The sequence below is a fragment of the Pseudomonas sp. GB2N2 genome, assembly GCF_054897705.1.
This window is the reverse complement of record NZ_CM142701.1, coordinates 1,963,940-1,980,800: the sequence shown is the minus strand read 5'-3', so window position 1 is coordinate 1,980,800 and position 16,861 is coordinate 1,963,940. Positions and strand designations below refer to the sequence as shown.

At 60.2% G+C, this 16,861-nt stretch carries 16 protein-coding genes and 1 pseudogene; 12 read left to right on the top strand and 5 right to left on the bottom strand.

What is annotated here, in order from left to right; translation table 11 throughout:
- Positions 1–70: 70 nt before the first annotated feature.
- From ACYZT4_RS08965 to ACYZT4_RS08935, 7 genes are all read left to right on the top strand, one after another.
- Positions 71–1,003 carry a LysR substrate-binding domain-containing protein gene (locus ACYZT4_RS08965; protein WP_461987057.1) on the top strand — a complete coding sequence of 311 codons (933 nt, stop codon included), beginning with the start codon at positions 71–73 and terminating at the stop codon, positions 1,001–1,003.
- A 232-nt stretch (positions 1,004–1,235) separates the two neighbouring features.
- The gene (aldA, locus tag ACYZT4_RS08960) at positions 1,236–2,660 is read left to right on the top strand and encodes an aldehyde dehydrogenase (protein ID WP_461987055.1); all 1,425 of its coding nucleotides are present in this window, start codon (positions 1,236–1,238) and stop codon (positions 2,658–2,660) included.
- A gap of 249 nt (positions 2,661–2,909) precedes the next feature.
- Positions 2,910–4,238, top strand: a complete 1,329-nt coding sequence (locus ACYZT4_RS08955; RefSeq protein ID WP_461987053.1) for an MFS transporter — start codon at positions 2,910–2,912, stop codon at positions 4,236–4,238.
- 1 nt (position 4,239) lies between these two features.
- Positions 4,240–5,457 carry a mandelate racemase/muconate lactonizing enzyme family protein gene (locus ACYZT4_RS08950; RefSeq protein WP_461987051.1) on the top strand — a complete coding sequence of 406 codons (1,218 nt, stop codon included), beginning with the start codon at positions 4,240–4,242 and terminating at the stop codon, positions 5,455–5,457.
- A gap of 40 nt (positions 5,458–5,497) precedes the next feature.
- Entirely contained in the window at positions 5,498–7,105 is a 1,608-nt protein-coding gene (locus ACYZT4_RS08945) for a GMC family oxidoreductase (protein WP_461987050.1), read from the top strand.
- Positions 7,106–7,217: 112 nt separating this feature from the next.
- Entirely contained in the window at positions 7,218–7,625 is a 408-nt protein-coding gene (locus tag ACYZT4_RS08940) for a response regulator (RefSeq protein ID WP_461987048.1), read from the top strand.
- Between the two features lie 58 nt (positions 7,626–7,683).
- On the top strand, positions 7,684–8,352 hold the full coding sequence (locus ACYZT4_RS08935; protein ID WP_461987046.1) for an HAD-IA family hydrolase: 669 nt from the start codon (positions 7,684–7,686) through the stop codon (positions 8,350–8,352).
- Positions 8,353–8,418: 66 nt separating this feature from the next.
- Here the strand turns inward: ACYZT4_RS08935 and ACYZT4_RS08930 are convergent.
- Positions 8,419–8,679, bottom strand: a pseudogene (locus tag ACYZT4_RS08930) (methyltransferase family protein); the annotation flags it as partial.
- 173 nt (positions 8,680–8,852) lie between these two features.
- Here ACYZT4_RS08930 and ACYZT4_RS08925 point away from each other — a divergent pair.
- A complete protein-coding gene (locus tag ACYZT4_RS08925) occupies positions 8,853–9,767 on the top strand; it encodes a pyridoxal-phosphate dependent enzyme (RefSeq protein WP_461987044.1) in 915 nt (304 codons plus the stop codon).
- A gap of 85 nt (positions 9,768–9,852) precedes the next feature.
- Here the strand turns inward: ACYZT4_RS08925 and ACYZT4_RS08920 are convergent, their stop codons facing one another.
- Positions 9,853–10,170: a DUF2388 domain-containing protein gene (locus tag ACYZT4_RS08920; RefSeq protein WP_461987042.1), complete on the bottom strand. Its 318-nt coding sequence runs from the start codon at positions 10,168–10,170 to the stop codon at positions 9,853–9,855.
- Positions 10,171–10,398: 228 nt separating this feature from the next.
- Here ACYZT4_RS08920 and ACYZT4_RS08915 point away from each other — a divergent pair, with 228 nt between their 5' ends.
- Entirely contained in the window at positions 10,399–10,992 is a 594-nt protein-coding gene (locus ACYZT4_RS08915) for a DinB family protein (protein WP_461987040.1), read from the top strand.
- A 34-nt stretch (positions 10,993–11,026) separates the two neighbouring features.
- Here ACYZT4_RS08915 and ACYZT4_RS08910 read toward each other — a convergent pair whose 3' ends face one another.
- Positions 11,027–11,920, bottom strand: a complete 894-nt coding sequence (locus tag ACYZT4_RS08910; protein WP_461987038.1) for a LysR substrate-binding domain-containing protein — start codon at positions 11,918–11,920, stop codon at positions 11,027–11,029.
- Between the two features lie 210 nt (positions 11,921–12,130).
- On the opposite strand from ACYZT4_RS08910, the gene ACYZT4_RS08905 reads away from it, so the two are divergent.
- The 3 genes from ACYZT4_RS08905 to ACYZT4_RS08895 are packed head-to-tail and all read left to right on the top strand — an operon-like array spanning position 12,131 to position 14,384.
- Positions 12,131–13,147: an aldo/keto reductase gene (locus tag ACYZT4_RS08905; RefSeq protein WP_461987036.1), complete on the top strand. Its 1,017-nt coding sequence runs from the start codon at positions 12,131–12,133 to the stop codon at positions 13,145–13,147.
- A gap of 2 nt (positions 13,148–13,149) precedes the next feature.
- Positions 13,150–13,947 (top strand): SDR family NAD(P)-dependent oxidoreductase, encoded by a 798-nt coding sequence (locus ACYZT4_RS08900; RefSeq protein ID WP_461987034.1) that lies wholly within the window; start codon positions 13,150–13,152, stop codon positions 13,945–13,947.
- A gap of 26 nt (positions 13,948–13,973) precedes the next feature.
- A complete protein-coding gene (locus ACYZT4_RS08895) occupies positions 13,974–14,384 on the top strand; it encodes an SRPBCC family protein (protein ID WP_461987032.1) in 411 nt (136 codons plus the stop codon).
- 66 nt (positions 14,385–14,450) lie between these two features.
- Here ACYZT4_RS08895 and ACYZT4_RS08890 read toward each other — a convergent pair whose 3' ends face one another.
- Both ACYZT4_RS08890 and ACYZT4_RS08885 read right to left on the bottom strand, forming a co-directional pair.
- A complete protein-coding gene (locus ACYZT4_RS08890; RefSeq protein WP_461987030.1) occupies positions 14,451–15,845 on the bottom strand; it encodes a sensor histidine kinase in 1,395 nt (464 codons plus the stop codon).
- On the bottom strand, positions 15,823–16,506 hold the full coding sequence (locus tag ACYZT4_RS08885; RefSeq protein WP_020796732.1) for a response regulator transcription factor: 684 nt from the start codon (positions 16,504–16,506) through the stop codon (positions 15,823–15,825). Before ACYZT4_RS08885 ends, ACYZT4_RS08890 begins: the two co-directional genes overlap by 23 nt.
- Between the last annotated feature and the right edge of the window lie 355 nt (positions 16,507–16,861).

Genomic DNA, 16,861 nt, shown 5'->3' with positions numbered 1-16,861 from the left:
TGTTACTCGGGAAATTTCCTACAAGCCGTGGGATGCTTGGCGTTCGTCAGCCCTTGCGCGAGTACTCTTCATGAAACGCAAAATGCCCGCGCTCAATGCGCTCAAAGCCTTTGAAGTAGCCGGCAGCACCGGCAGCTTCACCCGGGCGGCGGAGTTGCTCAATGTCACCCAGAGTGCAGTCAGTCGCCAGGTGCGCCAGCTCGAAGAACAGCTCGGTGAACACCTGCTGGAACGCCGGCATCATCACCTCGAACTGACCAGCGCCGGCCGGGTATTGCTGCGGGCACTGCATCAATCCTTCGACAAAATCGAGCTGACGGTGCGCAGCATCCAGCAGAAATCCCACGCCAATCGCCTGCACATCAATGCGCCGCCTACCTTCACCAATCGCTGGCTGATGCCGCGCTTGGGGCGGCTGCGCGAGAAACATCCGGAGCTGGAGTTAAGCATCACCACACGCCTGCAGGACAGCCTGGCGGAAACCAGCACACTGGACTGCGCGATCCGCTTTGGCGACGGCGAATGGGATGGGCTCGACAGCTCGCTACTGATCCAGGAACGGCACATCGCGGTGTGCGCGCCCACGTTGTATGCGCGGGAGTGGAGCGAGCAGGGCATAGACCTCAACCGCCTGACGCTGTTGCATGTGCTGGCCCGGGAAGACCAGCGCTACCTGACCTGGAAACATTGGCTGGACGCGGCGAAAATCAGCGGCGTCGATACCCAGGGCGGTTATGAATTCGACCTGCTGGACCTGGCGATCCGCGCAGCCACCGATGGCCTGGGGATCACCATTGCCGACTGGCACATGGTCGCCCCGGAACTGGCCAGCGGGCAGTTGACCCAGGTGCTGAACGTGCACGTGGAAGGGCATCAATCCTACTGGCTGGTCACCCGGCCGGAGCAGACGCTGATGCCGCAATTGCAGGTGTTCAGTCAGTGGCTGCAAGAGGAAATCTGGCTGGCGCAACGCCAGCTCGAGCCCTCTACCGCAGTCATCTAAACGCAGGAATTCCCTGTGGGAGCGGGCTTGCCCGCGATGGCGGTGGGTCTGGCAACATTTTAGCGACTGACCCTACGCCATCGCGGGCAAGCCCGCTCCCACAGGGAATTGCATCGTTTGCAGGGGTAATGTGCTTTTTTAGAATGTTACCTCGCTCAATAAATCGTTTGTTCAACTCGATCCAGATGCCAAGACTGCAATCACTGGATAAAAACAACGATGGGCGATGCACATGCGAGTTGAGCGAAATTTTGTAAACGGTCACTTCATTGAACCTGCCAGCGAAGCGCTGATCGCGGTGTTCAACCCCGCGACCGAAACCCTGGTGGGCCACGTATCGGCCGCCACGGCCGATGAAGCCACCGCCGCCGTCGATGCGGCCGCCGCCGCCCAAAAAGTTTGGGGCAAACTCACCAGCATCGAACGCGCCGAACATCTGCGTGCCTTTGCCGATGCCCTCGATGCCTGCGCCGAAAACATCGGCGCCGCCCTCGCCGCCGAATCCGGCAAAAGTGTCGCCGACGCCAGCAACGAAGCCCGTTACGCCGCGCAGATCACCCGTTATCACGCTGAATGGGCGCGCCGCATCGAAGGCGAGATCATTCCCAGCGATACCCCTGACGAAAACCTGTTTCTGCACCGCGAGCCGATCGGCGTGGTCGCGTGCCTGATTCCGTTCAATTACCCGGTCTACACTTTGCTGCGCAAAATCGCTCCGGCGCTGATTGCCGGCAACACCGTGGTGGTGCGTCCGAGCAACAACACCCCGACGTCGGCGTTCGAGATTGCCAAGGCTGTGCAGCAATCCGGTTTACCGGCCGGCGTGGTCAATATACTGACCATGGATCACGCGACCGCTGCTGCTGTTTGCACGCACAAGGCTGTCGGCTTGATCACTCTGACCGGCAGCGTCAACGCCGGGCGTATCGTGCTCGATTACTGCAAGGCCAACATCGCCAAACCGTCGCTGGAACTGGGCGGCAAGACGCCGGCGATTATCGAGGCTGACGCGGATCTTGAAAAAGCCGCGAGCGACATCGTTGCATCGAAGACTACTCACTGCGGCCAGTTGTGCACGGCGGTGGAGCGGGTCTACGTGCAGGAAAGCGTCTACGACGAATTCCTCGCCCTTCTTAAAAGCAAGATCAGCGCGGTGAAATTCGGCGACCGTACCACTGACGCCAGCCTGATGGGCCCGTTGGTCAACGCCAGCTCGCAGCAGAATATTCACGCCATGGTCGAGCGCGCCGTCGCTGACGGTGCTGTACTGGAAACCGGCGGTTTCATCCCGCAAGGCAGCGGTCACTTTTACCCGCCGACCCTGCTCAGCGGCTGCCGCCAGGACATGGAAATTATCCAGGAAGAAATCTTCGGCCCGGTGCTGCCGGTCCTCAAGTACCGCGACATCGACGAAGCACTGGCCATGGCCAACGACCATCAGTTCGGCCTGTCGTCGGTGCTGTACACCGAGAACTACCGCACCACGATGAAAGTCGCCAATGCCATCGAGGCCGGCGAGTTGTACATCAATCGCACCCCGGCCGACCCGTATCAGGGTTTCCATGCCGGCTGGAAACGCTCAGGCCTGGGCGGTGATGACGGCAAGCACGGCATGCTCGAATTCACCCAGACTCGGCTTGTGGTTATGAAGTTTTAAGACGGCAGCTATTAGCTTCAAGCTTCAAGCTTCAAGCTTCAAGCTTCAAGCTTCAAGCTTCAAGCTTCAAGCTTCAAGCTTCAAGCTTCAAGCTTCAAGCTACAAGTTAAAAGCGAACAGTGGCTGGCTCGGGCTTGTAGCTTGTAGCTTGTAGCTTGTAGCTTGCCGCTTGCCGCTTGCCACTGCCCCTCTCCAATAAAAACAATTGTCAGGGGCGCCCGGACCACCGGGCAGCCCGAGGTCTCACAGATGTCCAAGCCTGCATCCACTCCGTCCATTGCTACCGCTGTTCAGGGTTTGAACGCGGATTCAAAAAGCCACAGTGACAAGGGAAGTCGCTACGTCCAACTGATGCTTCTGGTACTGGCGGCCGGTGCGATCTACCCGATCCTGTACCTGCGCCAGGTCTACCAGACCACCATGCTCGACGTGTTCCAGATCAACCACAGCGAGCTGGGTTATCTGTACTCGATGCTCGGCACGATTTTCCTCCTGAGTTATTTGCCCAGCGGCTGGCTGGCTGATCGCATCGCCCCGCGTTTCCTGATTTTCTTTTCGCTGGTCGCCACCGGTGCGCTGGGCCTCTGGTATTCCACCGCGCCGTCGCTGACCGGGCTGATGATCATCTTCGGTTGCTGGGGCCTGACCACCGGCCTGACGTTCTGGGCCTCGGTGCTCAAACGCGTGAAGATGATCGCCCATCACACTGAACAGGGCCGCTTCTTCGGCATCCTCGATGGCGGTCGAGGCCTGGTCGAAGCCTTGCTGGCGACCGTTGCGCTGGGGTTGTTTGCCTATGCCACCGAAAATCGTGGCGAGTCGGCGGCCGAAGGTTTCAAGCACGTGGTTTACCTGTACGCCTTCACCTGTATCGCCATCGGCTGCGTGCTGGTGTTGATCAAGGACCCGAAGTCGATGCAAGACACGGCGTCGGTGGAGAAGGGCAAATACAACCTGCTCAGCGACCTGACCACCCTGGTCAAAATCCCCGAGCTGTGGCTGGTGACGGCCATCGTGTTCTGCGGGTATCACATCTTCTGGGCCACCTACAGCTTCTCCGATTATTTGCAGGGCGGCGGCATGACGGCGGTCATGGCTGGCACCATCACCACCATCAAGTTGTGGATGCGCCCTATCGGCGGGATCGGCGGTGGCTGGCTGGGTGACAAGTTCTCGAATATCTCGGTGTTGATCGTCGCATTTTTTCTGGCAACCCTGGCGATGGTCGGTCTGATCGTGTTCCCGGCACTCAACAGCATGGGTTTGCTGATCGGCACGGTGATCTTCATCGGCCTGATGACCTACGCCATTCGCGGCTTGTACTGGGCGATCCTCGACACCTGCGCCATTCCATTGCGCATCACCGGCCTGGCGATTGGCATTGTCTCGGTGGTCGGTTATCTGCCCGATGCTTTTATTCCCTTGATCAACGGCTACCTGACCGAGCACTTCCCCGGTGCCCCTGGTTACAAGCTGTATTTCGGCTACATCGCCTTCGTCGGACTGCTCGGGACCTTGGCGGCCCTGACGCTGCGCGCTCGGATCAATCGTAAATCTTTAATTAAGACAGGTGCCTGAGATGAAAATCGTCGCCCTTGAAACCCATATCGTCGCCGTACCGCCGCCGCACATCGGCGGCATGTATTGGCTGTTCGTCAAGCTCAAGACCGATTGCGGCATCGAAGGCGTGGGCGAAATCTACGCCGCGACGTTCGGCCCCAAGGCCATGCTGCCGATCATCGAAGACGTGTTCGAACGCTACCTGCTCAACCACGACCCGCACCACATCGAACGCTTCTTCCGCCAGGCCTATTCGAGCGGTTTCACCCAGCGCCCGGACCTGACCATGATGGGCGTGGTCAGCGGCCTGGAGATGGCCTGCTGGGACATCATCGGCAAAGCGGCGAACAAGCCGGTTTACGAATTGTTGGGCGGCAAGGTCAACGAGCGCCTGCGCTCCTACACCTATCTGTACCCGGTCAACAGCAAGGGCGAGTACGACTACGACGACCCGGACCTGGCCGCGGAATGCGCCATCGAAAACATGAACAAAGGCTTCACCGCCGTGAAATTCGACCCGGCCGGGCCGTACACCGCGTACTCGGGTCACCAGATTTCCCTGGAAGTGCTGGAACGCTGCGAAACCTTCTGCCGCAAGATCCGCGAAGCGGTGGGTGACAAGTGCGATTTGCTGTTTGGCACCCACGGGCAAATGGTGCCGTCCTCGGCGATCCGCCTGGCCAAGCGTCTGGAAAAATACGATCCGTTGTGGTTCGAAGAGCCTGTGCCGCCGGGTCAGGAAGAAGCCATGGCGCAAGTCGCGGCCAAGACCAGCATCCCGATTGCCACTGGCGAGCGGCTGACCACCAAGTACGAGTTTTTCAAGCTGCTGCAGGCCGGCGGTGCGTCGATTCTGCAGATGAACGTCGCGCGTTGCGGTGGCCTGCTCGAAGCGAAAAAAATCGCCAGCATGGCCGAGGCGTATTACGCGCAGATCGCTCCGCACCTGTACAACGGGCCGATTGGCGCGGCGGCAAGTTTCCAGTTGGCCACCTGCACGCCGAATTTCCTGATCCAGGAAAGCATCATGACCTGGGGCGGGTTCCATGCCGAAGTCCTCACCAAGCCACTGCAATGGGAGGACGGCTACATCATTCCGTCCACCGAGCCGGGCCTGGGCGTGGAGCTGAACATGGACGTGGTGCGCAAGCATTCGCCGTACACCGGTGAGCGCCTGCACCTGCAAATGGCGCCGGCCCCGGCTGACGTCAAAGACGTATCGCCAGCCCGAGGCTGACGGTGGTTTTTTTGTACAACGACTTACGCGGTAATCGTGCATGACTTACGACTACATCATCGCTGGCGCTGGCGCCGCAGGTTGCATCCTCGCCAATCGACTCTCGGCTTCGGGCAAGCATTCGGTGCTGCTGCTGGAGGCGGGCGGCAAGGACAGTTCTTTGTGGTTCAAGATTCCGGTCGGCTTCGCCAAAATGTATTACAACCCGACCTTCAACTGGATGTACTACAGCCAGCCGCAAAAGCAACTGAACAACCGCGAAATCTATGCCCCGCGCGGCAAGGTTCAGGGCGGTTCGGGTTCGATCAACGCGATGGTCTACGTGCGTGGCCAGGCCCATGACTTTGACGACTGGGCGGCCAACGGCAATGAAGGCTGGGGGTTCAAGGACGTGTTGCCGTACTTCCGCAAGCTGGAAAACCATCCGCTGGGCGACAGCGAGTACCACGGCGGCAGCGGGCCGATCAGCATCACGCCGATGAAGGGCCACACCCATCCGATCTGCGATGTGTTCCTCAAGGGCTGCGATGAACTCGGCTACCCGCACAGTGACGATTTCAACGGTCCGAAATTCGAAGGTTCGGGCATCTACGACGTCAACACCAAAAACGGCCAGCGCTGCTCCAGCAGCTTCGCGCATCTGCACCCGGCATTGAGCCGCCCGAACCTGACGGTCGAGCATTACGCCCTGGTGGATCGGGTGTTGTTCGATAACGGGCGTGCGACCGGTCTCTGCATCACTCAGCACGGAGTGGTCCGGACCTTCAGCGCGAACAAGGAAGTGATCCTGTGTGCCGGTGCCGTGGACACGCCGAAGATTTTGCAATTATCCGGTGTCGCCGATCAGGCGCTGCTGGCCCGGCACAATATCCCGCTGGTCAAACACCTGCCGGCGGTGGGGCAGAATCTCCAGGACCACCTGTGCGCCAGCTATTACTACAAAGCCAATATCCCGACCCTCAACGATCAACTGAGTTCGTTGTTCGGTCAGTTCAAACTCGGCCTCAAATACGTGTTCACCCGCAAGGGTGCGCTGGCGATGAGCGTCAATCAGGCCGGTGGTTTCTTCCGCGGCAACGAACACCAGGCCAACCCGAATTTGCAGCTGTACTTCAACCCGCTGTCGTACCAGATTCCGAAGAACAACAAGGCCAGTCTCAAGCCTGAGCCGTATTCCGGTTTCCTGCTGTGCTTCAACCCGTGCCGACCCACCAGTCGCGGGCACATCGAAATCGCTTCGAAGAATCCCCGTGACGCGGCACTGATCGACCCCAATTACCTGAGCACGCAAAAGGACATCGACGAGGTGATCCAGGGCAGCCGCCTGATGCGCAAGATCATGCAGGCGCCGGCACTCAAAGGCATCACGGTCGAAGAAGTGTTGCCGGGCCCGGTGGTCGATACCGACGAACAGATGCTGGAGTATTTCCGTGAGAACAGCGGTTCGATCTATCACCTGTGCGGCTCTTGCGCGATGGGCGCAGACGAGCAGCGTTCCGTCGTGGACAAGCGTTTGAAAGTGCACGGTCTGGATGGCTTGCGGATCGTCGATGCGTCGATTTTCCCTAACGTCACCTCGGGCAATACTCACGCCGCGGTGTTGATGGTGGCGGAGAAGGGCGCCGATCTGATTTTGCAGGACGCCTGATTTTTGCACTTGCCTGTATCAAAAATGAATTTCCGCGAAGTCCGCTGCTCATACCTGTAAGCAGCGGAGTTGAGCCCGCGAAATCATTAGGCAATCAGGGAGTGGCAAAGTCATGTGTCCAGTATCGACGGCGAGCGAGCATCTTCCTGGCGGGTTGATTCTTGTGGTTGAAGATGACCCGCTGATTCTGGAATTTCTGTGCGAAATTCTTCAGGAGGAAGGTTTTACAGTCGAGCCTAAATCCAGCGCCGATGCGGCCGCGGGTTATCTAGAATCGCATGCTGACAAAGTGGCGATGTTGCTGACAGACATCACCATGCCAGGCGCACTCAACGGTGCTGACTTGGCCAATCGGTTCGGTGACCGCTGGCCCGACAAGCCGATCATGATCATGTCCGGCTTCGAGACGCCGGAATCTTCCGGGGTGAGGCATGAGGTGTCGTTCATCAAGAAACCATGGGCGCTGGGGCAGTTGCTGGATTGTGTGGAAGCAGCGTTGAAATCACATCGCGTCGCGTAGGTGCTGGTGTACATTGCTCGGCAACACTCTCGGCTCTTGAAAAAAAGGACGCTCATCCTTGTCTGCCAAACCCTTGGTTTTCAATAAACCCTATCGCGCCTTTCTGTTCGATATGGACGGCACCGTGCTCAATTCGATTGCCGCCGCCGAACGTATCTGGACCCGATGGGCCTTGCGCCACGGCGTGGACGTTGAGGCGTTCCTGCCGACCATCCACGGTGCCCGGGCCATCGACACCGTCAATCGCCAGGGCTTGCCGGGTGTCGATGCCGAGGCGGAGGCGAAGTGGGTGACCCAGGCGGAAATCGAGGACGTCGAGGGGATTGTCGAGGTTGCCGGTGCGGCGAAATTCCTGAAATCCTTGCCGGCCAATCAGTGGGCCATCGTCACGTCCGCGCCCAGGGCGTTGGCGCTGCGAAGGATGGCGGCGGCGGGCATTCCCGAGCCTGCGGTGATGGTCACGGCAGAAGAGGTGAGCGCTGGCAAACCGGACCCCGCGGGTTATCTGCTCGCGGCCAAGCGGTTAGGCGTCGAGGTGACGGAATGCCTGATTTTCGAAGATGCGAAGGTGGGTATTCTTGCAGCGCAAGCGGCGGGGGCGGATCTGTTGATCATCACGTTGACCCATGAGCATCCCCTCGAAACGGCGCATGCGACGATGGCTACTTATGAGTCTGTCGCTGTCCAGGTCGACGCCGACAACCAGGTCCGCCTGCTTACCTCATAACACCGCAGTTCCCTGTAGGAGCCAGCAGGCTGGCTCCTACAAGAGACGGCGGTGTCTAGTAAATGCCGAGTGAATCCGGGCAATCAGCGGAATCACCGTCAACGCTGCCAGCACCAATCCCACCCCCGAACGAAACGCCAGCGCCCATCCCAGGGCAATCACCAAGATCCCCAGATAACTGGGATTGCGCAGCGAACGGTAAATCCCTTCAGTCACCAGGGTATGTCCCGGTTGAATCGCCACCAGTCCGCTAAAACGCTTGCCCAGCACAAACACCGGCCACAGGCGTAGCGCGCCGCCGACGATAAACAGCAACGCCCCAAGTTCTTTCAGTGTAGACGCGGCGAAAGAGCGGGCATTGCGCCGAATCACCTGTGGCGCCTGCCCGACCGCTCTGAAAAACAGACGCAGCGCCGGGTGAACTAAGCTTGGATAGGGAGCGCTCAGCGCCGGCCTGTCGACTTCTTGACGCGCCGGGTCGCGCTTCAAGGGAGTCCGCCATGCTGCACATTCGCACCCCGTTGATATTGCATTCAGGCCTGTCGACACCGACCCGACGCATCTGGCTCAAACTGGAAAACCTGCAACCCAGCGGCTCGTTCAAACTGCGCGGCATGGGGCTGTTGTGCAGCCAGGCAAAGGCTCGGGGCATCCGCAAAGTGGTGTGTCCTTCGGGTGGTAACGCCGGTTTCGCCACGGCGGTCGCGGCGGCCAGTCTGGGATTGCAAGCCTGTATCGTGGTGCCGCACACCACGCCTGAGACTACTCGCGCGAGAATCCGCAAAGCCGGCGCCGAAGTGATTGTTCATGGCCAGGTCTGGGACGAGGCCAATCAGCGAGCGCAAGCGCTTTCACAAGATGCAGATACTGAATACGTACCGGCTTTCGATCATCCGGTGTTGTGGGAAGGGCACAGCACGATGATCGATGAAATCCTCGAGGACTGCCCTCAGGTTGATGCACTCGTGACATCGGTCGGCGGTGGGGGATTGCTGGCGGGGTTACTCACAGGGCTGATTCGGCATGGGCGCATGGATTGCCGTATTGTTGCCTGTGAAACCTCGGGCGCAGCGTCTTTTTCGGCTGCGATGAAGGCCGGGCATCCCGTCAGGCTGTCGCGCATCGACAGCGTGGCGACGTCGCTCGGCGCCGCTCAAGTGGCGGCGTGGCCGGTGCAACACATCGTCGATTTCCCATACGAATGCGTGGTGCTCAGTGATGACGCGGCGATCATGGGCGTGGTGCGTTACGCCAACGATTTTCGTCAGCTGGTCGAACCGGCGTGCGGTGTTTCACTGGCGATCGGATACCTGGATCATCCGGCCATTGCCGGTGCCCATGACGTGGTGATCGTAGTGTGCGGGGGCGTCAGCATCAGCGCGCAATTAGTCGCCGGATGGGCGCGCATCTCCTAGGGACAAAAGCCGCCGGGACAGCAGCGAAGTAGGGCCGCAAACACCTGTCCAGGTGTCGCAAGCCCCACCGCGACTGTTACAGCTTTCATTGCCCGGCAGCAGCGCCGTCCTGAATCAGGATGGCTCTGGCCAGGTCTTCATCGCTGGCGTTGAGCCCGGGATTGTCCTGGCGAATCCGCTGCATGACCGACTCCAGATACACCCCACGAATCGCACCGCCACTGGCCACGAAGCTGGAGGCGTCATCCCGGGCGGGAATCATGAGTTTATGGTCCTTGAACGTCGAATACAGCGAAGCGGAAACCCCGGCCGAGGTGGCGACATCGCCCGCATCCACTTTCGCGAAAGCCGAGCCAAAGGGTAAACACAACACAAGGGAAGAGAGAATGATCAGACGGCGCATGACGGTGTCCTCCGAAAGCGTGAAGCGTAAGGGAAGTACCACATAGCTTAGGATGCACGGCGGTGGTCAGGAGTTCCTTGACTCGCTGACAATCACTTCAACATCAAAAGATCGCAGGCTTTGCCAGCTCCTACGGATGTCGGTGACCAACCGATGATCAGCCCCCGCGCTCCCGGGGGCCATCAGTACTATGCTTTCCAGTGCGCCCATCACAATGGGAGACCTCCAATGATCAACGTACGCACTGCCCGCCTGCTGGCCGATTACAAACGCTGGGCCGATCAGCGCCTCTTCGAGAGCCTGGCTGATTTGCCCCCCGGCGAGGTCAACAAAGCGCGGGTTTCGGTGTTCAAGAGCATGATCGGTACCCTGAACCATATGTACGTGGTGGACTGCATCTGGCAGGCCCACCTCGAAGGCCGGGGGCATGGCTTCAAGACTTCGCACGATCTGCTGCATCCCGACCTCGCCGACCTTTGGCTGGCGCAAAAGGACATCGATCGCTGGTACTGCAAGTGGAGTGAGCGGCAGACCGAGGCGTCGCTGGATAGACCCGTCAAGTTCAGGTTTGTCTCGGGCGAAAGCGGCTCGATGAGCGCCGGGGCGATGCTGATGCACGTCGTCAACCACGCCAGCTATCACCGTGGCTGGGTCATCCAGATGTATTTCGACATCCCGGCCATGCCGCCGATGACGGACCTGCCGATCTACCTGCGCGAAACCGCTCCTGCCTTTGATGCCCATAGAGCACCGGCAGCGGCGCCGACCTGTGTCGGGTTGTTCGCGAGCGCAACCAACGTGCTGCCGAATCGTTATCGTTGACGCCATGATCGTTCCCACGCGCTGCGTGGATCGATCATGTGGAGGGCTCCGTCAGCACTTTCCTGAACGTCTCCACCAATGGCCGCAGATTCACTCGGTGCCACGCCGCCCACAAAGGTCTGGTGAAGGAAATGAACGGCACTTCCCGCAGCACCACGCCTGGCGGTGCATTGCGGCTCAGGCCTTTCTGGATCATGGCGATGCCCAGCTCAGACGCCACCAGGGCCATTGCCGTGAATGGCCCGGTCGCTTCCATGCGGATGTCCGGGGTGAAGCCGGCGCGGATGCAGGCGCTGACGAAGTCCTGACGGCTGTTGACGTTCTGGTGGTGTTGCACGCCGATCCACTCCTGATGGGCGAGGTCGGCCGGGGTCAATATTTTCTGGTTTGCCAGTGGATGATGCTCGGGCACTGCCAGCAGCATCGGGTCGTCCAGTACCTGGAAACCCAGAAGGTCCGGGTCGTCATCGGTCGGCGGTTCACTGACAAGGGCAATATCCAGACTACGCTGACGCAGGCCTTCGAGTTGTTCGGCGGAACGGAGGTTGTACAGCGCGACGTGCACGCTCGGCCGTTCGACCCGCAACACGCGCAGGGCATTGGGCAATACGCCGGCGTGCATGGCGTTTTCGATGTAGCCGATGCACAAGCCGCCTTCTTCACCGCGACCCAGGCGTTTGCCGAGGGATTCCAGGCGACTGGCGTGGGTCAGCAGGGCGCGGGTTTCGGCGAGAAAGGTCTGGCCGTCGCGGGTCAGGCGGATGCGTTGCTGGCTGCGCTCGAACAGGGTCAGGCCCAGGCGTTCTTCGAGCTGGGAAATCTGCCGGCTGAGGGGGGATTGGGAAATGTGCAGGCGTTCGGCGGCGCGACCGACGTGTTCTTCTTCGGCGACGGCGACGAAGTAGCGCAATTGACGGATATCGATCATGTAAGACCTATAGGGACTCAAGTGCTGCACATTATGTCTTGGACGGTCCGAACGCTGCAATCTAGGATGGGCTCATCGGTAAACAAATACCGCTCTTTGCAGGAGCCTGCTTGCTGGCGATGGCGGTGTATCAGTCAGCGTCGCCTGATACCGCGCCATCGCAGGCAAGCCGGCTCCTACAAATTTCTGAGCATTCAAGAGGATCTATTCATGAGCTTGAAAGACAAACTGCCTGGCGCGCTGGGCTTCGGTACGGCCCCCTTGGGCAACATGTTCCGCGCCATTCCGGAAGAACAGGCGCTGGCCACCGTGCGCGCAGCGTGGGATGCCGGCGTGCGTTACTTCGACACCGCACCGTTTTACGGCTCGGGTCTGGCGGAAATCCGGTTGGGCGCTGCACTGGCGCAATACAAGCGCGACGACTACGTGTTGAGCAGCAAGGTCGGCCGGGTGATTCTCGACGAAGTCGAAGACGCCGCCGCCCGTGATCTCGGCGAGAAGAGTGGGGTATTCGAACACGGCCGCCCGAACAAGATCGTCAATGACTACAGCGCCGACGCGACGCTTCGTTCGATTGAAGACAGCCTCAAACGCCTGCAAACCGATCGCCTGGACATCGTCTGGGTGCACGACATCGCTCAGGATTTCTACGGTGATCAATGGCTGGAGTATTTCAATCAGGCCCGTACCGGTGCGTTCAAAGTGCTGACCCGTTTGCGCGAAGAGGGCGTGATCAAGGGCTGGGGCCTGGGCGTGAACAAGGTCGAGCCGTGCGAGTTGACGCTCGATCTGACTGAAGCGCAGCCGGACGGCTTCCTGCTGGCGGGGCGTTACACGCTGCTCGACCATGACCGCGCCTTGCAACGTTTGATGGATGCCGCGCTGGCGCAGAACGTCGAGATCGTGGTCGGCGGGCCTTACAGCTCGGGCATCCTCGCGGGCGGCGCGCACTTCGAGTACCAGAAGGCGAGCCCGGCGATCATCGAAAAGGTCGAGCAGATCAAACGCATCGCTGCCGCTCACGGCGTCGACATCAAGGCTGCGGCGTTGCAGTTCTCCCTGGCCAACCCGGCAGTGGCCGCGGTGATTCCAGGTTCCAGCCGTCCGGAGCGAATTGCCGAAGACGTGGCGGCGTTGTCAGCTGTTATCCCGGCCGCTTTCTGGCAAGCGATGTGCGAAGCCAGACTGGTGTCCGACCGCGCTCCATTACCCCACACAGGAGTTTGAAGATGAAGATCGATTTGACTGGAAAACTCGCCATCGTCACCGGCAGCACCGCCGGCATTGGCCTGGGCATCAGCAAGGCGTTGGCCGAGTCCGGGGCGACGGTGGTGGTGATCGGCCGCGAGTCGGCGAAGGTCGAGCAAGCGCTGGCGAGCATTCGCCAGAGCGTGCCGGGCGCACAGCTGCGTGGTTTGACCGCGGACCTGGGCACTGCCGAAGGCGCCGAGCAGTTGTTCGTCGCCGAACCACGGGCGGACATCCTGGTGAACAACCTCGGGATCTTCAACGATGTGGATTTTTTCGACACGCCGGACAGTGAATGGACGCGGTTCTACGAGGTCAACGTGATCTCCGGCGTGCGCCTGTCACGGCATTACGTGCAAGACATGGTCAAGCAGGGTTGGGGCCGGGTGATCTTCCTGTCCTCGGAGTCCGGGATCGCGATTCCGGCCGACATGCTTAACTATGGCGTGACCAAAAGCGCTAACCTCGCGGTGTCCCACGGTTTGGCCAAACGATTGGCGGGCACCGGCGTGACGGTCAATGCGGTCCTGCCGGGCCCGACCTTGACCGATGGCCTGGAGCAGATGCTCAAGGACGCTACAGCCCAATCCGGGCGCAGCGTGCAGGAAGAAGCTGACGCCTTCGTGCTCAAGGCCCGGCCGACGTCAATCATCCAGCGCGTGGCGCATGTCGATGAAGTCGCCAACCTGGTGGCTTACATCGCGTCGCCCCTGTCGTCGGCCACCACCGGCGCGGCATTGCGGGTTGACGGCGGTGTTGTCGACAGTATGTCGATCTGAATTTTTTGATTGAGAGAGAAGAAGACATGGCAACGGCATCAGCATCGATCGACATCCCGGCCTCGGCCGAGCAGGTTTGGCAATTGATCGGCGGCTTCCAGTCGCTGCCGGACTGGCTGCCCTTCATCATCAGCAGCGAAGCTAGCGAAGGCGGGCGTGTGCGCAAGTTGCAAACGGTGGACGGCGCCGTCGTGGTGGAACGGCTTGAGGTGTTTGATAACGCCGGCAAGACCTACAGCTACTCGATTTTGCAGTCACCGTTTCCGGCGACCGAATACGTGGCGAACGTCCGTGTTGAAGCGCAAGGCGAGGGAACTCGAGTGACGTGGTCGGGGCGGTTTGAGCCAGTCGGCGTGACCGATGAAGAAGTCACGGCGCTGTTCGCCGGAATTTACCAAGGTGGCCTCGAATCCCTGCGGGCCAATTACCCCGTGTAAATCCGATCCTTGTAGGAGCCGGCAAGCCGGCTGCTGCAGGGTTTGTGCCGGACCGAGAGATTTGTGTCAGTTCCGAGCAATCGGATTCTGCTGACAATCCAGTACCAACCGCGCGCCACCCAATTCGCTGTCTCCCACTTCCAATGCAAATCCATGCAGGCTGACAATCGCCGCGACGATCGACAGCCCCAACCCGAACCCGCTTTGCTGATTGTCACCCTCGGCGCGATAGAAACGCTGGAACACCGCTTTGCGTTCCGCCATAGGAATGCCGGGGCCAGAATCGAGCACTTCGATGCGCGTATGCCGCCCTTCATTGCTGCCACGCAGAATCACTTCGCCACCCGGCGGAGTGAATTTGATCGAGTTACTCAGCAGGTTCGCCACCGCCTCGAACAGCAACGCCCGGTCGCCGGTCAGCGGCGGTAAAGATTCAGGCAATTGCAGCGTGAACGTCAGCTCGCCTTCCTCGGCCAGCGGCAGGTAAAAGTCATGCAGTTCCTGCAGCAACGGCACCGGGTCGAGCTGGACAAAACCGGAACGGCGCTGTCGGTCTTCCAGTTCTGAGATCCGCAACAGCCCGCGAAAGCGCGCCATCAGCGTGTCGGCTTCACCCAATACGGATTCCAGTTGCGTCGCTACCGGGGAGCCTTCGTCCGCTTGCTGCTGCATGCGATACAACTGCGCCCGCAAGCGGGTCAGCGGCGTGCGCAGATCATGGGCGATGTTGTCGCAGACGCCCTTGACCTCGTTCATCAAGCGCTCGATGCGTTCGAGCATGGCGTTGACGATGGCGGCGAGCATGTCCAGTTCATCGCGGCGATTGGACAACGGCAGTCGTTTGGTCAGGTCGCCAGCGACGATGGCCTCGGCACTGGCCTGAATCCCGCGAATCCGTCGCAGCGGTCGGCGGCGCAGCAAATGCCAACCGGCGATGCCTGGCAAAATGGTCAGGGTCACGCCCCAGAACAGCGCGTGCAAGATGATCCGGGTCACGGCGAACAGCGAGCCGTTGTCTCGCACTAACACCAGCCAGCCGCCGTCGCGGGTCTGGGTGGCAACCGCATCGCAACTGTCGCTGGGCAGGGTCGGGTCGTCGGAGTCGGTGCAGTCGCTGAGCATGTGGATCTTGCCGTCCAGCGGCAAGCCTTCGGGGATGTGGCGCAGGGCGCCGCTGAGGTAGCGATGCCGGGCATCGAACAAACCGTAGGCATCGATGCCGCGAATGTCGAAAGTCATGCTGACGGCGAGGGCGTCCACCAGTTGCTCGCCGGAAAACCGCGAGAACAGGTGCTGACGTTGCATCAGCGAGTGTTTGGCCAGGTTATCGAGATACGCCGAGACCTCGTAATACATGACCCCCATGAGAATCGCGCTCCAGAGTACGAACAGCGAACTGTAGAGCGCCAGCAAGCGGCTGCTGGAGGAACGCCAGCCTTTAGACGGGTTCGGCAATGACATAACCCGAGCCTCGCACGGTCCGAATCAGTGGGACATTGCCAGGTGGGTCGATTTTCTTGCGCAGGCGGCCGATGTGCACGTCGATCAGGTTGGTGCCGGGGTCGAAGTGATAGCCCCAGACCTCCTCGAAAATCATCATCCGCGACAGAATCTGCCCGGTGTTGCGCATCAGGAATTCGAGCAATTTGTACTCGGTGGGCAACAGCGTCAGCAACTGGCCGTCGCGGCTGGCTTCGTGGCTGATCAGGTTCAGTTCCAGGTCCGCCACCCGTAACGTGGTGGCCTGGGCGGTCACGGTGTTCTGTCGGCGCAACAGCACTTCGACCCGGGCAGCCATTTCATCAGTGGCAAAGGGTTTGGTCAGGTAGTCGTCACCGCCGGCGCGCAAACCGCGCACGCGTTCGTCGACATCGGAAAGGGCGCTGATCATCAGGATCGGCGTCGCCACGCCCATGGTCCGCAGCGTGGTGACGATCGCCAAGCCATCGAGCTCCGGCAGCATGCGGTCGAGGGTGATCAAGTCATAGTTGCCACTGACCGCGCGCTCCAGGCCTTCACGGCCGTTGTCGACCCAATCGACGTCGAGTCCGTGGCTGCTCAGTTCGGCAACGATTTCCCGGGCGGTCACGGCGTCGTCTTCGATGGTCAAGATGCGGGTCATAGGCTGGCCTGATAGAAAGTTCACAACGGTGTGCGGCAGTTTGCCAACAAATGACCGCAGGCTTTCTAAATAAAACTTCATCTAAAGTTAAAGCACTGCCGCTGGATTTCAAACCGCCGGCCCGATCCATTTGTTGACGCCGGGGGCTTGCCACTGCTCAAGCGCATCAATCAGTGCCGCCGGGTCAGTGTTGAAAAATCTGCATCTCATTGTGTTCGGTTTTCACGGTATCGGCCATCACCCCCATCAGCGATGTGGAGACGAGGTAGACAGGTCCATGAGTTGGCCGTTGGATTGGGTCATGACTGTGGCGTTATCGGACTCCAACTGGTCTCGGGCAACTGAGCCGGTTCGA